This is a genomic window from Pseudoalteromonas sp. SCQQ13 (assembly GCF_015864415.1).
GTDB lineage: Bacteria > Pseudomonadota > Gammaproteobacteria > Enterobacterales > Alteromonadaceae > Pseudoalteromonas > Pseudoalteromonas nigrifaciens.
The window spans coordinates 1-14,905 of record NZ_JADYXG010000026.1; the positions used below are offsets into that span (position 1 = coordinate 1).

Consider the following 14,905-nt stretch of genomic DNA (forward strand, 5'->3'; position numbering starts at 1 on the left):
AGGCGAGGGTCACTGGTTCAAGTCCAGTACGACCCACCATTTTTAAAATGGTGTATATTACAAAAATCTAAATGGGTGATTCGCTCAGTTAGAAAAAAGAGAGCATCGCCGCTATTTACAAGTAAAGGCAGTGTTCACTGGTTAAAGTCCAGTGTTAACTATCACCCTTGATAGTTAATAATGTAATTTGGGTGATTAGCTCAGTTGGGAGAGCATCGCCCTTACAAGGCGAGGGTCACTGGTTCAAGTCCAGTATCACCCACCAAATTACAGTTTAAATGTTTAAAGCATTTAATTAAGCGTTATACCTATTTTATATGTGGGTGATTAGCTCAGTTGGGAGAGCATCGCCCTTACAAGGCGAGGGTCACTGGTTCAAGTCCAGTATCACCCACCACATATAAACACTTCTTAATATCTCCATAAAATACTAAAATAATATAAAAGTCCTTTTGGGAAATTAGCTCAGTTGAAAGAAAAAGAGCATCGCCGCCCTTTATAACGAATGGCGAGGGTCGCAGGTATCAAACTAAGTATCACCCACCACATATAAACATTTTTTAATATCTCCATAAAATACTAAAATAATATAAAAGTCCTTTTGGGCAATTAGCTCAGTTGAAAGAAAAAGAGCATCGCCGCCCTTTAGAATGAATGGCAAGGGTCACTGGTTCAAGTCCAGTATCACCCACCACATATAAACACTTCTTAGTATCTCGTAATATCTCCATCAAATACTTAAATAATATATAAATCCTTTTGGGCAATTAGCTCAGTTGAAAGAAAAAGAGCATCGCCGCCCTTTATAACGAATGGCAAGGGTCGCAGGTATCAAGCTAAGTATTACCCACCACATATAAACACTTCTTAGTATCTCGTAATATCTCCATCAAATACTTAAATAATATATATGTCCTTTTGGGCAATTAGCTCAGTTGAAAGAAAAAGAGCATCGCCGCCCTTTATAACGAATGGCAAGGGTCGCAGGTATCAAGCTAAGTATTACCCACCTCATATAAGCCTGTGAATGCATATTAAGTACTTAATAAAGTTGAGTAATAACCTAAATTCCCTTGTAAGCAGCTAAACTGTTGATTATAGTCTGTGTTAAACGTAATCACTGTTAAGCCAAATGCCAACAAAGATCTATTCAACAGCCAAAATACTTATAGTGGAGGAGCAACCGCTCGCCCAAAGCTATATGAAACAATCGCTAGAAAAGCTTGGCTTTGGACAGTTACGATTTGCAGATCATGCTAACTCGGCAAAAGAGCAGTGTATAAACGAGCAATTTGATTTAATTGTATGCTCATTCAATCTAAATAAGCATCAAGATGGTTATCAGCTTTATGAGGAATTGCGAATAAAGCAGTTAATTAAAAGCTCCACTGGGTTTATTTTTATTTCTGCAGAAACAAGTGGCTCGCTTGTACATAGTGTTCTTGAATTACAACCCGATGATTTTTTGGTTAAACCATTTACAGCACAAGAGCTTAAAATACGTATAGAGCGTATTTTAAAACGTAAACGTGATTTACAAACAGTTTACAATTTTATTGATGACGGTAATGATTCCAAAGCACTTAAGTACATAAGTGCAGCATTAAATAAAAACAACAACTACAGCCCTATTTTACTGCGATTAAAAGGTGATGCCCTACTACGCCTTAATCGTAACCAAGAGGCCAAAGACTTTTTTAAGTCGGTACTCGATATCCAAAAATTTGCATGGGCTAAAGTAGGTTTAGTAGAAGCACTGATAGAAAATAATGAACATATTTTAGCCCAGCGCATGCTTAAAACCATGTTAGAGCGCAACGAAACTCGTTTAATCGCGCTTGATTTATTAGGTCGTTTAGAAATAAAACTTAATCAATTTGAGCTCGCACAAGAGTTTTTAAGTCAGGCTGCGGATATTGCTCCTCTTAATATTATGCGTCAAAAGTCTTTGAGTAATGTATCGTTAATTAATCACGATTATGAAAAGAGCTATTTAACCCAAAAAGATATTGCAAGCTATGCAAAATACTCAATTCACGATAGCCCAGATATTTATTTAAATGCGGCGCGTGCCGGTATCGACTTTGCGCTAACCACAGATCAAACGGATCAAATACAACGAATTTCTCGCCAAACTAATCAATATATTAATGATTTAAAAAAGCAGTTTCCTAATAATGTAAACCAGGCGCAAATCGATGTATTAAACGCACGCCTACACTACTTAAAAGATGAACATCAAAAAGCTAAGCGACTAATAGAGCAGCTTGATGAAGATGATACACAAATTCGCTCTGTAGACGGCGCACTCGATAAAGCAAAAGCATTTCACGAACTAGGCTTTCATCAAAAAGCTCAAAATTTATTTGCCCAAATAATTACGCATTGTCAGCGTCATCCAAGTGTAAGCGACACAACCTATTTACGTTATATTCAACAACAGCAAAGCGAGCGTCGTGATATTAAAATGGGGCCTAAAGAGTTAAACAACCATGCTGTGAATCAATTTAATAGAGGGCAATTAAATACGGCACTAGAAGCGTTTACTCAAGCATTTAGGGTGATGCCTCGTAATCAGAGTATCGCACTTAACTTATTACAGTGCTTGTTTGATTCGACCAAGCAACAAGGGGGAGATTCGTTTAATATGGGGCTTGCTAAAAAATGCTACGCCTTACTGAGCAAAGCTAAACTACCTGCAGATCAGGCGCAGCGTTTAAATAAAATTTTGCATAAAGCAAAAGATATGCAGCTAGATATTCAAGCCGACTAAACGCGTTAAAGCTTTTTCATTGACGCGGCATTAACGCAGTATCGCAGGCCAGTCGGTAATGGGCCATCAGGAAACACATGACCTAAGTGCGCATCGCACACATTACATACTGCTTCAATACGCTGCATCCCATGAGTGTTATCACTAATATAGGCAACAGCTTCTATTGTTGCGGGTTTTGTAAACGAAGGCCAACCCGTACCGCTATCAAACTTTTCATCTGCGTCAAACAATAAGTTATCGCAACATATACATACATACTTGCCTGGCTCTAACAATGTGCAGCTACCGGAGCTGTGCGGTCGCTCAGTGCCTTTTTTACGAGTAACGTAATAGGTATCTTCAGATAATAACTCTTGCCACTGAGCGTCGGTTTTAATAACCTTTTTCGGCGGCGTTGGATTGCCATTATTGGCAAAATTAATAACATCATTCCACTTCAACATAACAGCCTCTTTAAATGCTTGGTTAGCTATAATCGTATTTAGCTTTATTGGTTAATTATTACGTTATTACATTTGCTTAAGATCAACTTAATCAAATGTAATACTTCGTCTTTCTGAATTAGTCAGTATCTGCTGTAAAAAAGCATCTAGCTCTACTTTTGACGCAGGTAAACTAATACTAAATTGCGTTTGCTGGTAGCTGTGTACTAGCAGTTCATTATTGCGGGTTGAAAGGTGCTTAATATTTTTAATTGCTAACCACTGCGGGCCAGATTTTTTATCAAAAAATCCCGCTAAGCTAAACAATACTAAATGTTTTGCATCGCGCTTAATAAAATCATTAACTTGGTTTCGTGTTTTAAACAGTGGGGTTAATCGGTAACAACAAGAGCAAAAAACAAATACCCATAAGACAAATAAAAATATAAACCAAGGCTGCTCTGTAAGCTTTGTAGTTAGCATTAGCACACTAAGCGCCACACCTATAAACAGCACCACCACCGCTATTTTTTTATTTATAGCGTCCACTTTTAATCCTTATTAAGGCGTTTTTCTGCTGCGGCTTTTTCGGTAGGCTCAGGCCAATCATTAAAAAACACTGTTAAATAACGACTTTTAGCTAAGTACCACAGCACCCATAATACAACCACCATTTGAATCGCTAAAAATAACGAAAAATGATAATAGCTATGAGCCGCTTGAATACTTAACCAAGTTAAGTCTATTACCGCACACAAAATAAGAGGCCAGCGCATATAACGCCAAATTTTAGCTAAGCGTTCACTACTTTTATGAGACTCGCGGGGTCGACGCAAACAAAATAAAATAATTGGTACTATGGCTATAGCGCCAATGGCAATAGCAATAAAAAAATCGTTTTTAGATTTAAAAAATATCGACATCAAATCCAATTCTGGGCGTCGGCTTAACCCTGCCACTATCCAAATAAAGTAAGCTCGTAACAATACCAGCACACTTAAATGAAAGGCGATGGGTGTACGGTAACTGCCGTACTTATCCCAGTACTCTGGGCCATAGCGGCTCATAATTGATTTTTCCTATCGGCAATAGTGCCCAATATAAAAAATGCTGCTAACAAGGTAACACCTAACCACTTAGTGCCAAAAAACAATAACGCCTTAATCAGTAGCGGGCTAAGCCACACAACCACAAAACCAAATCCAAAGGCGGTGATCAATACAAAGCACAGCACTCTTACTATAAAATGACGACGTGCAACCAGCCCTTTGGTTAGCTTTATAATATCGCCTGCGTATAAAGACACTAAGCACACCATTATCAGCATAGATAAATTATATAAATAACTATGCAGCCACTGCCCTACGTTAATTAAAAGTGAATTTAATATATTTAATAAATCAGCCATTATGTTGCTCTAATAAATTAATTAAATCTTCTTCTGTCAGTACATCTATACCTAAGTCTTGTGCCTTAGTTAGTTTAGAGCCGGCCTTTTCGCCTGCTACTAACGCATCGGTTTTAGCCGACACACTACCCGACACTTTAGCACCTAACTGTTGCAAACGTGCTTTGGCGTCATTACGGTTTAATGTGTTTAAGGTACCGGTAAGCACATAAACAAGGCCAGCTAATGGCTGCTCTTGCGCTGAAGGTGGAGTAAGTTCAGGCCAATTAATACCTTGCTCTACCAGCGCATTTACAACATCTAAATTATGCTGTTCGGCAAAAAAGCTACGTACATGGGTTGCTACTATTTCGCCCACATCACTTACTTGAGTTAAACTATCAATGCTGGCATTTATTACGTTTTCAAGGGTTAAGAAATGATTAGCTAAATTTTGTGTGGTTGCCTCACCCGCTTCACGAATACCCAATGAGTATAAAAACTTAGCCAAAGTTGTTGCTTTAGCGTCTTGAAGCGCAGTAACCAAATTTTTAGCCGACTTTGGCCCCATACGCTCAAGCGATTCAAAATGTCCTTGCTTTAAAATAAACAAATCTGCAGGGGTTTTAATCAGCTCTCTGTCGACGAGTTGGTCAACAATTTTATCGCCAAGGCCGTCAATATCGAGTGCTTTGCGCGAAGCAAAGTGTTTAATCGCTTGTTTACGTTGCGCCGGGCACACTAAACCACCAGTACAACGCGCTACGGCTTCACCTTCTACTTTTTCTACATGGGAGTCACAAATAGGGCAAGTTACCGGAAACTCAATATTGCGGGCATCATCAGGGCGGCGCTCAAGTACTACTTGCGTTATTTGTGGAATTACGTCCCCTGCACGGCGAATAATTACCGTGTCACCCACTTTTACGCCTAAGCGCGCTATTTCATCGCCATTGTGCAAGGTAGCGTTTGATACAGTAACACCACCAACAAATACCGGCTCTAAGCGTGCAACGGGTGTAATTGCTCCCGTACGCCCCACCTGAAACTCTACATCGAGTAATTTGGTTATTTCTTCTTGGGCCGGAAACTTATAAGCAATAGCCCAACGCGGAGCGCGTGCTACAAAGCCTAAACGCTCTTGTAAGGCTTTTTGATTTATTTTTATTACCACGCCATCTATTTCATATTTAAGCTCGCCACGGCGCGTTAAAATATCAGTATAATAAGCCAGTGCAGCTTGTGGGCCTTCTACTAATTTTGTTTCAGGGCAAAGTGGTAACCCCCAATCAGTCAATTTTTCTAATTGCTGATAATGATCCTCTGCAATGCTACCGTCGGCTACAAGACCTGTGCTGTAGGCATAAAACATCAGTGGGCGTTTAGCCGTAATTTTAGAGTCAAGCTGGCGCAGGCTACCTGCGGCGGCGTTGCGTGGGTTTACAAATACTTTTTCACCACGTTTTTCAGCTTCAATGTTAAACTTTTCAAAGCCTGCATTATCCATAAACACTTCGCCGCGCACTTCTAGTTCAGCAGGATAATCGCTACCTCGTAATTTAAGTGGCACATTACGAATTGTTTTAACGTTTTGAGTTACATTTTCTCCCGTCAACCCATCACCTCGGGTCGCGGCTTGCACTAGTACGCCATCACGATAAATAATCGACACAGCTAAGCCATCTAGTTTTGGCTCACAACAAAAAGTAAGCTCTTCGGTACTCATTAAACGCTCTTTTATACGGCGATTAAAGGCAATAAACTCATCTTCGCTAAAGGCGTTATCAAGCGATAACATAGGCACTTGGTGCGCTACTTGCTCAAATTTACTTAGCGCAGCACCGCCCACTTTTTGGGTTGGTGAGTCGGCAGTTATTAATTCTGGGTGCTGAGTTTCTAGTGCGCTGAGTTGTTGTAATAAACGGTCGTATTCAGCATCAGGAATACTGGGGGTATCAAGTACATAATAATTGTAACTGTGCTGTTCAAGCGTACTACGAAGATGGTTTATTTGCTCACTAATGCTGCTTGCCATTTTGACCTCAAAAAACATAAAAAAAGCCACTTTGACGAGTCAACGCCCAGTGGCTTATAAAAATTTAACCTATTGCGTTAATTACGCAGAAAATGCACGTACCTGTTCAACATATTGACGAACGCGATCTACGGTCATTTCTTCACGCTGCGCATCTAAAATTTGCGCACCAAATTCGTCGCTAAGCTTTTTAGCTGCACTGTGCAGCATATTAAATGCTGCTAAGCCATCACCTTCACACGGTAAGGTCATAAATAAGCTAACGCCTGCGGTACTAAATTGTTCCATATTATCAATATCGAAGGTACCTGGGTTATACATATTTACTAGTCTAAATAATACCGGGCCTTGGCCTGCTGGATCTAAATGACGATTAAAAAAGCCTTCCTCTGAGTATTTAAACCCTAAGGTGTTTACCGCGGGCAATAATTTACTGCCTTGCATGCTCATTCCATCTGGCATTTGAATATGCACAATCACAAAGTCTGAAACCTCTGCAGGCTCTTCGCTTGGCTCAAGGTCATGCTCTGGCTCAATTACACTAAGGTCATCTTCAATTGGCACTTCTGGCACGCTAGTATCTATTTGCGGCTCGTTGGCATCAAAATTTAGTTCACCAAATTGTGGTTCTTCTTGCTCAAAGGCAACGCTCTGTGCGGGCTCTGCACTTGGCGAATGAGAGTGAGCTGTGTGTTGTGGTTCGACCCGCTCGTTAGCAGGTATTTCTGGGTTGTCTTTTTTTCGCACTGACCATAAACCGTGTACTAATAAGCCACCTATGACAAATACACTGATCACGATTAAAACCCATCTTAATTCTTCGGCCATCCCCTCACCTTTTTTATTTTATATGCCTAAACCTGTGTATTAGTTAAAACCTAATACGTTTAATTTAACTATGCGTGTGCAAGTTGCACAGCTTGTTCAATATCTACAGCCACTACGCGCGATACACCTGGCTCAGCCATGGTAACACCTGTTAATCTACCAGCCATTTCCATCGCAATTTTATTATGACTAATATAAATAAACTGCACCGATTGTGACATTTCTTCAACCAAACGGCAAAAACGTACCACGTTGGCATCATCTAGCGGTGCATCTACTTCATCCAGCATACAGAATGGAGCTGGATTGAGCCTGAATATAGAAAACACTAATGATAATGCGCTCAGCGCTTTTTCTCCACCACTTAACAAATGAATTGTTGAATTTTTTTTACCTGGTGGTCGTGCCATTATACTAACACCACTTTCGAGTAAATCGTCACTGGTTAATTCTAAATAAGCACTTCCACCACCAAAAACCTTTGGAAATAGCTTTGCAAAGTCTTGGTTAACTTGATCAAAGGTCGCTTTAAAGCGAGTTTTGGTTTCTATATCAATTTTACGAATAGCCCCTTCTAGGGTACTCAGCGCTTTTGTTAAGTCATCTAATTGATTATCAAGATATTCGCTGCGCGCTTTGGCTTGATCAAACTCATCAATAGCGGCTAAATTTACCGCACCTAAGCGCTCCAACTGATTAACAATATCTGCGAGTTTATTTTGTGCTGTGCTTATAATGAGTGTTTCTGGTAACTCATCAAGCACCTGCTTTAGGTTTTGCTTTAACTCTTCTAGCGGTTCAAGCGCCAACTGTGCTTTTATTAATAAACTTTGCTCTTCTATGCTTAATTTTTGATGCTGCTCTTGTAGCGCCACCAGCTCACCTTGTGAACTTTTAAGACTCGCTTGCTTCGTGCTTAAGCTCTCTTTTGCTTGGTTTAATTTATTTTGTAATGTGTTTAAGTTTTTCTCGCCTTGCGCATGCTGTTTAAGTAACTGGGCTATTTTTTCAAGTAGTTCTTGCTCGGGTATTAGCAGCTGGGTTAATTGATCGTGTAATTCTTTTGCACCCTGCTCTGCACTTAAATGCGCTTGCTCTGCATGGCTTAGTTTAGCTTGGCTTAATTGCCACTCGCTACGTGACTTTTGCTCTGCAAGCGTTGCTTGATGGGCTTGCGTTTTATATTGCTCAAGCCTAGCTAATACTTGGCTATAATTTGTATCACTGTGGGTGCGCTTGTTATTTGCAGTAGCAAGATCACCGCTTAAACTTAACTGTTGCTGCTTAAGTGTTTCAAACTGCACTGTTTGATCTTTAAGCACCCCTTTTATTTGTGCTAACTGCGTAACTAATTGCTGTTGTTGCGTTTGGTACTGTTGCAATTGCTGCTGGTACTGCGCTACTTGCTCTTTTAACATATCGTTGCGCGTACTCGCTACGGCAATATTTTGAGCCAGCTGATGTATGGTTTCTTTAAGTTCACTTTGCTGCGTACTAAGCTCACTTTGCAGTGCTTTTTGCTGCTCAAGCACTTGGGCTGCGAGTTGTAACTCACCCTCTACATTTTTTAGCTGCGCTGTTTTAAGCTGCAATTGCTTGTGCTTTACCAGTAATGAGTTTTCAGCATTTCGATCTGAGCTTATATGCCAGTTCCGACCATGCAAAGCGGCGGTTTCATCCATTACGGCAATATAAAAATTATCCTCTAATGCTTTAAGTTCGCCGCTTTTACTATAAGCAATACGGCTCAATACTTCAGGGTAAACCCCCTGAGTTATAAATGCCGCTAAGCTATTTTTTACATTTGCCTGATTGCTTTTTGTTGATGCGATATGCCACACACTATTATTTGCCGACTGCTCACTTACATTTAAATGCTCAAGCGATTTAAGTGCTTGTTCAATACAGTGCTCAAACCCGTCTTTAACCTTTAATTGGTTAAATAAGGTGTTGTGGTGCTCGCTCTCATTATCTAGCCCTAATGTACTGCTTAGTCCTGCGATACTGGCTTTTAGCTCGTTAGCTTGCTGGCTAAGTTGCTGATATTGCTGCTCGGCATTGTTTAACTGCGAACTTTGCTCTAAAAGCAGCATTTGGCCTTTACTGTGCGCCGTTTGCTTAGTTGCTAACTCTTGAGTAAGCACTTGCCTTTGTTGTTTTTGAGAAGCTAACTGCTGTTCAACATCGCTACTTTTTAGGTGTGTAATTTGCTTATTTAACTGCTCACTTTGTTCATTAACGTGTTTGCTTTGCTGCTGAGTTTGCTCAATATTATTTGCTTGCATCTGCAACTTATTATTAAGTTGCTGCAGTTGCTCGCTAAGCGATTGCCAATCCTCAGTGTGTTGCTGCTTTAGCTCTAAAGCACTCTCAAGCTCTTGGCTTAACTCACTTACTTGCTCGTTGCGCATTAAGTTGTTTTCTATTGCCTGCTGCAAAGCGTGTTCTAGTTGTTCGCACACTGTTTGCTGCTGCGTTTTAAGCTCTAAACTATGCGTTTGGCGCTGCTGTAGTTTAATCTGATTTTGTTTAAGCGTTTGAATTTGTTGCTTTATGCTTATTTGTTGTTGCTCAGATCGCGTAAGCTCAGTGTGTATTACATGTTGTTGCTGTTGCGCATCACTTACGCTTTCTTGCGAGGCTTGTACTTGGGTTTCTAAGCTTGCAAGTACGTCGTCGTGACCAGAATGAGCCGTTTTAAAAAACGTAACTTGCTCATTTAATTTATTTATTTGTTGGCTTTTTTCGAGTTGTTGTTGGTGTAGTTTTTGCCATTTTAAAACGGCAATTTGCCCTTTTAACGTTCGCTCTTGCGCTTTTAACTCGCGGTATTTTTTAGCATCAACCGACTGCACCGCTAACTTAGTAAGTTGACTTTGTAACTCTTTGCGTACATCGAGTAAGCGCTCTAAGTTTTCACGGGTGCTTTTTATTCGAGTTTGCGTTTCGCGGCGGCGCTCTTTGTATTTAGATACCCCGGCGGCTTCTTCTAAAAACACCCTAAGCTCTTGCGGTTTACTCTCTATTAAGCGCGAGATCATGCCTTGCTCAATAATTGCGTAACTACGTGGGCCAAGGCCTGTGCCCAAAAATATATCGGTAATATCGCGTTTGCGGCATTTACTGCCATTTAAAAAATACAACGACTGACCATCGCGGGTAACTAAACGCTTTATAGCAATTTGATTACGATCGGCAAAGGTATTAGGAAAGTCGCCTTTGTCGTTATCAAAAGTAAGCTCTACCGAGGCCTGCGAAATAGCTTTACGATTAGTTGAGCCATTAAAAATAACATCGGCCATGGCGTCGCCACGTAAATTTTTAGCCGAGCTTTCGCCAAGCACCCAGCGCACTGCATCAATAACATTAGACTTGCCGCAGCCATTAGGGCCTACAACACAGGTCATTTGATCAGGAAATGGAATTTTAGTTGGCTCTACAAACGATTTAAAGCCTGCCAATTTTATAGTGCTTAAGCGCATCTTTTTGTTATTACCGAATATTATTGGTTATAAACATTAACCTTGCTTTAGTTTTAAGCTTGGCGTTTAAAATTATCTAAAATAATACCGGTTGCCATAGCCACGTTCAGCGACTCAGCCTGACCAAAAGCCGGTATGGTTATTTTATCAGTTACTAATTTGGCACACGCTTCGCGTATACCGTGCGACTCACTGCCCATTAATAACACGCCTGAACCTGTAAATTGGGTGTTGTGCACATTTTCCCCGTCTAAAAAGGCACCATAAATTGGTAATTTTAATGTGGCTAAATGCGCAGGTAAATCGACTTGGCTTACCGACACTCTTACAAACGAGCCCATAGTGGCACTAATTGTTTTAGGGTTGTATGCATCGGCGCTATCTGTACTGGTTACAATATGTTTAATACCGTACCAATCAGCAACTCTAATAATAGTGCCTAAATTGCCCGGATCAGATACACCATCAAGTGCTAATATTAAGCCACTGGTTTGTAGTTGTGCTGCTTGTGGCATATTTACAATAGCAATGGCGGCATTGTTACTAACCAGCGTACTTGCTTTTGTTAGCAGCTCTTCCTCGGCGCAAATAAAATTAATACCCAGATACTGTGCTTGATAGGTATTTATAAATGCCTCGGTAGCAAATATATCAACCGCCTTTAATGGGCTGTTTAATAACTCAAGTACGTTTTTTTCACCTTGTACAAGGTATTGATTAAATTGCTTGCGGTACTTTTTTTGGCCAAGTTGGCGAATAAGTTTGAGTTGGTTTTTTGAAATCATAACAGCCCCATAAAATGATGCGCACAGTATAGCAGATCTCATACCTACTTCTGAACTCGAAAAATAGCTAAAGTAGTGAGTTTGGGGTCTTAATACTATTGGCGCTGCGCTCAAAGGTTAAGTTAATCCGCATAAACATTCCTTGTATTGCCTCAACCTGCTGCGACTCTCCTAATATACACACTAACTCTTGATATAACGCGTCGCATGCATGTTTAAACCGCTGATCAACTTGACCTTTACTTGCCAGCAAAAATGCATCGGCAAGAGCATGCTGCCACAGTGCAAAATATTTTAGATCTTTACCTGCTACGTTTTCGCACACAGAGCGTAATCGCACTGCTGCGTGGCCTAAATTTAATGCGGTTAATGCCAAGTCAGTAATAGCGCGAGACTGCGAACCTTGGTCGTAATGAGTGAGTCGTAATAATCGGTCGGCCATCCGCTGGTTATACCAAACAATAGGCGCACTGTGTTTATTAATATCGAGCAGGTCTTGATGGGTTGCTTTAAAAATTCTATGCACTAATAACTGGGCGCTTGGCCCTGTAATTAAATGAAAAACCCAAAATAAAATAGCTACCCCAGTAAAAATAGCCATTGCCGCACTCAGCGTATAATCAATTGAAAATGCTCGGCTCATATCGGTACTTGGGCTCACCAAAATAGAAAACGGTATACAAAAGCCTAATCCGTAAGGCAGGGTTTCTCTATCGGCAAGTAGTAATAAACCAATAAAGTAAGGGCCAGCTAATACCAATATGAGTATTTCTAATTGCCCACCACTGTAGGCTAATAAGTTAAGTGCATAAAAAATACTGACAAAACTAGCAACCACAACTCCAATCATTATCCGCTTTAACACCACACGCAAAACAATGAGTGGAAAACGCGCTAACATAATTGAAAATATCACCGGTAAAATCATAATCATTATTGCTGCCGGCGATCCTGTGCTTACCCAAATACACGCGCCAATAAAAAACACCATAACGGTGCGAAACCCAACAATTATTGCCGCTAACGGATCACGGTAAGTTACTGTGCTAGGTGCATTTAGCAGCCTTGTATCGCGCTCTTCAAGGGCGCGATAAGCACGCAGCAACACTGTTAACTCTGTGGTTATATCAACACTAACATTGAGCATATGCGATTCAAAGGGCAGCTCACTGCTGTTATTCGCACGATATTCGGTTAACTCTCGGCGCAAGTTTTTTACTTGTTCTATGCAATCATCAACACTGTTTGCTTGCGCTATATTTGCTAAAACCTGTTTGAGCTGAGTAAATAATTGAGTCAGTAGCGGGCTCATCAATTTTGTATGGCTACGTTGTAAACGGCCAAATATTTGAATTAACGCCAGTAAAGATAATACTTTTTGCGACAGTTGATTTGCTGCACGAGCGCGCCCAGGACCTTTAGGGCCTTCGTAACGCACCGCGCTAGAATCTTCGTTAACTGCGCCTAAGGTTGCCAAAATGCCATCTATTTGCTGGTGTCGTTCTTCGTGCGAGCCTTGTATGTTTAGCTCAGTAACTAGGTAATTAAGGGTTTGGTTTATTAATGACTTTGCCTGAATTTGCAGCCCATTCTTCACTTTTACTGGCCAAAATAAATGGCTCACAATGCCGGCGCAAATTGAGCCAATTATAATTTCGCTCATACGCGATTGGGCAATACTAAATACAGCTTGGCTACTTACGGTGGTAGGGCTTGCTATTACCAGTAACACTATAATTTCGGCGGTAACCGCCGCCATAGCAAACCCATAAATAAAATTTGTTTGCCTAACCAAAGCCGATAACGTTGAGTTAATACCCAACCACAACCCCAGTATGCCCAGTGCTAAGTAAGGGTAAGATATAAGCTGCGTTAATAGTAATATGCCAAACAAGCCGCCTATAACAGTGCCTACTATTTGGCACAGAGCTTTTTCGGCCACTAAGCCACTCTCTGGGCGTATTTGTAAAAACACCGCTGAAACTAAAGCCCAGTAAGGGCGATCTAAATTAAGAAACAAAGCAACTGTAAGCGCCATTGCCATAGCAATTACGCCTTTTAGTGCAAAAATAACAGCCTGCTTTTTAGGTAAAAATAGGTTACGCAGCACAGCCTCCATTAGCGCTCAACAAGTCGAATAGTTGCGGTCATTCCGGCACTAAGCTGAGTATCTGCAGGAAACGCGTCTAATTTAATATCCACCGGAATGCGCTGCGATAAGCGTACCCAGTTAAAGGTTTGCTGAACTTGTGGTAAACGCTGGCCATTACTTTGCGTATTAGTATTAGCAATTGCTTTACCTATACTCATTACCTGACCAGTTAAAGGTTTACCACCACTTAACAAAGCTACATTTGCGTGTTGCTTTAAATGAATAAGAGGGATTTTGGTTTCTTCAAAGTAGCCTGTTACATAAAAAGAGTCGGCTTGTACAATGGCAAATACCGACACGCCTTGAGCAACATAATTGCCTTGGCGTAAATCTAAGTTAATTATGTAACCCGACACAGGTGCAACAACTTGGGTTCTATCAAGGTTTAACTGCGCTACTGCTTGTTCTGTTTTAGCGAGTTCATAGTTTGCTTTTGCTATTTTTGTATTAATTCGCGTTGCTTCTAAACTTTCTTCACTAATTGCTTGTTGGCTGTTTAATGCTATTCGACGCTCGTATTTATGCTTAGCAAGCTCCCAGGTATATAATGCATTTTCGGTACTGGCTTTACTGCGCTCTAGCGCTGCCTGATAACGCTTAGCATCAACACTAAAAAGCAGATCCCCTTGCTTTACACTTTGCCCGTCAATCATGTTTAAATCAGTTACCCAACCAGACACATCTGGCGCTACCGTAACTATATTGGCTCTAATGCGGCCATCGCGGGTCCATGGTGTATGCATGTAATCATTCCATACCCAACGCCCTGCAAATACGGCCATAAAAATAACCAGTACTGTAACTAAAATACGTAAATATTTGGCCATTAAATTATTCTTCCACTTAATAAATATACGGTTAATGCTAAGTAACATACAAATAAAGACACCTCAAACCAGGCAACCCGCCAAATGCGATCGTGCCAATCTAAACGGTGCAAAATAAAACGACTCAGCGCTGTTAATAAAAATGCTATGGGAAAATAAACAACCAAAGGACTAAATTCTAGCCCTCCTAAAACAACAGCCTGAAGCATAA

General features: G+C 40.6%; 12 protein-coding genes and 2 tRNA genes. 3 read left to right on the top strand and 11 right to left on the bottom strand.

The features are described 5' to 3' along the window. Window positions 1-189 precede the first annotated feature (189 nt). The 3 genes from I6F41_RS16320 (at window position 190) to I6F41_RS16330 (ending at window position 2,773) form a co-directional block, all read left to right on the top strand. Window positions 190-265, top strand: a tRNA-Val gene (locus I6F41_RS16320). Window positions 266-321: 56 nt separating this feature from the next. Further along, a tRNA-Val gene (locus tag I6F41_RS16325) sits at window positions 322-397 on the top strand. Between the two features lie 735 nt (window positions 398-1,132). Continuing rightward, the gene (locus I6F41_RS16330; protein WP_011327774.1) at window positions 1,133-2,773 is read left to right on the top strand and encodes a tetratricopeptide repeat-containing response regulator; all 1,641 of its coding nucleotides are present in this window, start codon (window positions 1,133-1,135) and stop codon (window positions 2,771-2,773) included. Between the two features lie 5 nt (window positions 2,774-2,778). Here the strand turns inward: I6F41_RS16330 and msrB are convergent, their stop codons facing one another. From msrB to I6F41_RS16385, 11 genes are all read right to left on the bottom strand, one after another. Beyond that, on the bottom strand, window positions 2,779-3,219 hold the full coding sequence (gene msrB / locus I6F41_RS16335; RefSeq protein WP_086997997.1) for a peptide-methionine (R)-S-oxide reductase MsrB: 441 nt from the start codon (window positions 3,217-3,219) through the stop codon (window positions 2,779-2,781). An 87-nt stretch (window positions 3,220-3,306) separates the two neighbouring features. After that, window positions 3,307-3,747 carry a hypothetical protein gene (locus tag I6F41_RS16340; protein ID WP_011327772.1) on the bottom strand — a complete coding sequence of 147 codons (441 nt, stop codon included), beginning with the start codon at window positions 3,745-3,747 and terminating at the stop codon, window positions 3,307-3,309. 2 nt (window positions 3,748-3,749) lie between these two features. Beyond that, window positions 3,750-4,265 (bottom strand): DUF2919 domain-containing protein, encoded by a 516-nt coding sequence (locus I6F41_RS16345; protein WP_011327771.1) that lies wholly within the window; start codon window positions 4,263-4,265, stop codon window positions 3,750-3,752. Continuing rightward, window positions 4,262-4,606, bottom strand: coding sequence for a DUF3392 domain-containing protein (locus I6F41_RS16350; RefSeq protein ID WP_011327770.1), 345 nt, complete (start codon window positions 4,604-4,606; stop codon window positions 4,262-4,264). Before I6F41_RS16350 ends, I6F41_RS16345 begins: the two co-directional genes overlap by 4 nt. Next, complete coding sequence (gene ligA / locus I6F41_RS16355) at window positions 4,599-6,620, bottom strand: NAD-dependent DNA ligase LigA (RefSeq protein WP_197108777.1); 2,022 nt, start codon at window positions 6,618-6,620, stop codon at window positions 4,599-4,601. The genes I6F41_RS16350 and ligA overlap by 8 nt, the downstream gene beginning before the upstream one ends. 81 nt (window positions 6,621-6,701) lie before the next feature. Continuing rightward, a complete protein-coding gene (gene zipA, locus I6F41_RS16360) occupies window positions 6,702-7,448 on the bottom strand; it encodes a cell division protein ZipA (protein WP_011327768.1) in 747 nt (248 codons plus the stop codon). 68 nt (window positions 7,449-7,516) lie between these two features. Next, window positions 7,517-10,930: a chromosome segregation SMC family protein gene (locus I6F41_RS16365; RefSeq protein WP_197108772.1), complete on the bottom strand. Its 3,414-nt coding sequence runs from the start codon at window positions 10,928-10,930 to the stop codon at window positions 7,517-7,519. Window positions 10,931-10,983: 53 nt separating this feature from the next. Continuing rightward, on the bottom strand, window positions 10,984-11,715 hold the full coding sequence (locus tag I6F41_RS16370; protein ID WP_041454384.1) for an RNA methyltransferase: 732 nt from the start codon (window positions 11,713-11,715) through the stop codon (window positions 10,984-10,986). A gap of 67 nt (window positions 11,716-11,782) precedes the next feature. Further along, window positions 11,783-13,834: an FUSC family protein gene (locus I6F41_RS16375; protein WP_089367979.1), complete on the bottom strand. Its 2,052-nt coding sequence runs from the start codon at window positions 13,832-13,834 to the stop codon at window positions 11,783-11,785. Further along, window positions 13,834-14,694, bottom strand: coding sequence for an efflux RND transporter periplasmic adaptor subunit (locus tag I6F41_RS16380; RefSeq protein WP_182683215.1), 861 nt, complete (start codon window positions 14,692-14,694; stop codon window positions 13,834-13,836). Before I6F41_RS16380 ends, I6F41_RS16375 begins: the two co-directional genes overlap by 1 nt. Further along, entirely contained in the window at window positions 14,694-14,903 is a 210-nt protein-coding gene (locus I6F41_RS16385) for a DUF1656 domain-containing protein (protein ID WP_011327763.1), read from the bottom strand. The genes I6F41_RS16380 and I6F41_RS16385 overlap by 1 nt, the downstream gene beginning before the upstream one ends. Between the last annotated feature and the right edge of the window lie 2 nt (window positions 14,904-14,905).

Coding starts and splice junctions, on each gene's coding strand:
- I6F41_RS16330 (WP_011327774.1), top strand. CDS start 1,133: ATGCCAACAAAGATCTATTCAACAGCCAAAATACTTATAGTGGAGGAG.
- msrB (WP_086997997.1), bottom strand. CDS start 3,219: ATGTTGAAGTGGAATGATGTTATTAATTTTGCCAATAATGGCAATCCA.
- I6F41_RS16345 (WP_011327771.1), bottom strand. CDS start 4,265: ATGAGCCGCTATGGCCCAGAGTACTGGGATAAGTACGGCAGTTACCGT.
- I6F41_RS16350 (WP_011327770.1), bottom strand. CDS start 4,606: ATGGCTGATTTATTAAATATATTAAATTCACTTTTAATTAACGTAGGG.
- ligA (WP_197108777.1), bottom strand. CDS start 6,620: ATGGCAAGCAGCATTAGTGAGCAAATAAACCATCTTCGTAGTACGCTT.
- zipA (WP_011327768.1), bottom strand. CDS start 7,448: ATGGCCGAAGAATTAAGATGGGTTTTAATCGTGATCAGTGTATTTGTC.
- I6F41_RS16365 (WP_197108772.1), bottom strand. CDS start 10,930: ATGCGCTTAAGCACTATAAAATTGGCAGGCTTTAAATCGTTTGTAGAG.
- I6F41_RS16370 (WP_041454384.1), bottom strand. CDS start 11,715: ATGATTTCAAAAAACCAACTCAAACTTATTCGCCAACTTGGCCAAAAA.
- I6F41_RS16375 (WP_089367979.1), bottom strand. CDS start 13,834: ATGGAGGCTGTGCTGCGTAACCTATTTTTACCTAAAAAGCAGGCTGTT.
- I6F41_RS16380 (WP_182683215.1), bottom strand. CDS start 14,694: ATGGCCAAATATTTACGTATTTTAGTTACAGTACTGGTTATTTTTATG.
- I6F41_RS16385 (WP_011327763.1), bottom strand. CDS start 14,903: ATGCTTCAGGCTGTTGTTTTAGGAGGGCTAGAATTTAGTCCTTTGGTT.